This window comes from Pseudarthrobacter sp. rb, assembly GCF_056389225.1.
This window is the reverse complement of the sequence record NZ_JBWJAR010000051.1, coordinates 1-1,725: the sequence shown is the minus strand read 5'-3', so window position 1 is coordinate 1,725 and position 1,725 is coordinate 1. Positions and strand designations below refer to the sequence as shown.

General features: G+C 60.2%; 1 protein-coding gene and 1 pseudogene. One reads left to right on the top strand and one right to left on the bottom strand.

The features are described from left to right. The coding region (locus ACWRN3_RS22815) for an FAD-dependent oxidoreductase (protein WP_476742023.1) at positions 1–326 on the bottom strand (326 nt) is incomplete at its 3' end. Positions 327–474: 148 nt separating this feature from the next. Here ACWRN3_RS22815 and ACWRN3_RS22810 point away from each other — a divergent pair. Beyond that, positions 475–1,725, top strand: a pseudogene (locus tag ACWRN3_RS22810) (Tn3-like element IS1071 family transposase); the annotation flags it as partial.

Here is a 1,725-nt window from a genome sequence, read left to right as displayed (position 1 = left end):
TCCACCACATCCAGGCGTGCGCCCAGGGTGCTGTACACCGTGCCCATTTCCAGGCCGATGATGCCGCCACCCAGGATGAGCATGCGTTTGGGCACGCCGCTGAGCGCCAGCGCGCCGGTGGAATCGACCACGCGCGGGTCGTTGGGCATGAACGGCAGGCGCACGGCCTGGCTGCCAGCGGCGATGATGGCGCGCTTGAAGGCGATGACCTTCTTGGTGCCCGTCTTCTCCTGGCCCGTGCCGGTGGTTTCTTCCACTTCGAGGTGGTTGGCGCCGACAAAGGCACCGTAGCCGCGAACGGTGGTGACCTTGCGCATTTTGGCCATGGCGGGGTCTCCTCGTTTTCAGTGCAATAAGTGACGGTACGCAAAGCTAGCACTGGCGCGGGGGTGGTCTGGGTAGACCGTTGATTTCATTGACTTTCCTGTTCGCTTTGTAAACGGGTATGGTGGCCTCCCACTTTTGAGGTTCACGATGCAGGGTTGGCACACAACGTTTTTGGGGATGCGTGGGCTCCCCCGCGATATCAGCGACTTCGAGATGAAGGCATTTTTCACCTTCGATGGTGCCGAGCGCGACGCAATCAATGCACGCCGAGGTGATTCCCACAAGCTTGGTCTGGCGCTCCATATTGGTTTCCTGCGCATGAGTGGGCGTTTGCTCGGTGCCTTTCGGGTAATTCCAGTAGCCTTGTGGCGCCACCTTGGCAACGAGCTTGGCATTGCAGCACCAGAAGTCGCCTCGCTGAGAGCCATGTATGAACGCGGGCGCACGCTATTCGATCACCAACAAGTAGCCTGCACGGTCCTTGGATTCCAGTGGATGAGCGAGCACCAGCGCCGCTCACTGGTACGTGAACTGCGCGACGAAGTGGCGCGCTGCGCCGACCGCGATCAGCTACTCGTGCGGGCGCGTCAATGGCTGTACAAGAACAAGCTGGTGATCGTGCACGAGCGGGCAATTCGGACACTGATTGCGGCGGCACTTGCCCAGCTTGAAGTTGAAACAGGCACCGCCATCGCCGCCAGCGTTGATCCAGCAACACTTGATCGCTGGCGAGCCTCAGTTTCAGAGCTGCGCCCAGATGGACAAACCCAGCAGAGTTGGCTATGGGCTGCACCGGCGAAACACTCAACCCGCCAAATCAGCGAGGTACTGGAGCGCATCGACCTGCTTTACACGCTGGACGTTCATAAGCACCTGGCAGACATCCCCGATCTCATCTTGCGCCGCTACGCGCGCCGACTTGTCTCCAGGCCGCCCTCAGCCGGAGCCAAGATCAAAGAGCCAGCGCGCACCGTGGAGGTCGCATGCTTTCTTCGGTATTGCCTGTTCACCACCACAGACCAGTTGATCCTTATGGTGCAGCGCCGGATCGCCGATCTGTGGCGTCAGGCTGCCGCCGATGTCCCCGCTACCGTCAATTGGGCCGCAATGTACAAAACGCTGCTCGGCGAACTTGTTGCCTTGAGCGCGCAAGGTGCGGTGCCAGATGCTGAGTTGCGTGCCCGTCTTGAAGCCTTGATCACCGAAACCCAGAAACGCAAACCACCGAGCAGGGCCTCCCTGGTCCGCGAGGGATTGATTGATGGAATTCGCCCCGTGCGGTCGTTGCTCGTCGCCATTGCAAAGCTGCCCTGGCAGGCCACCGGCGAGCATCCTGCCATCGAGTACCTTGCCAAGCTGCAAGCTTTATATCTCAAAGGATCCAGAAAGCTGCCAGTT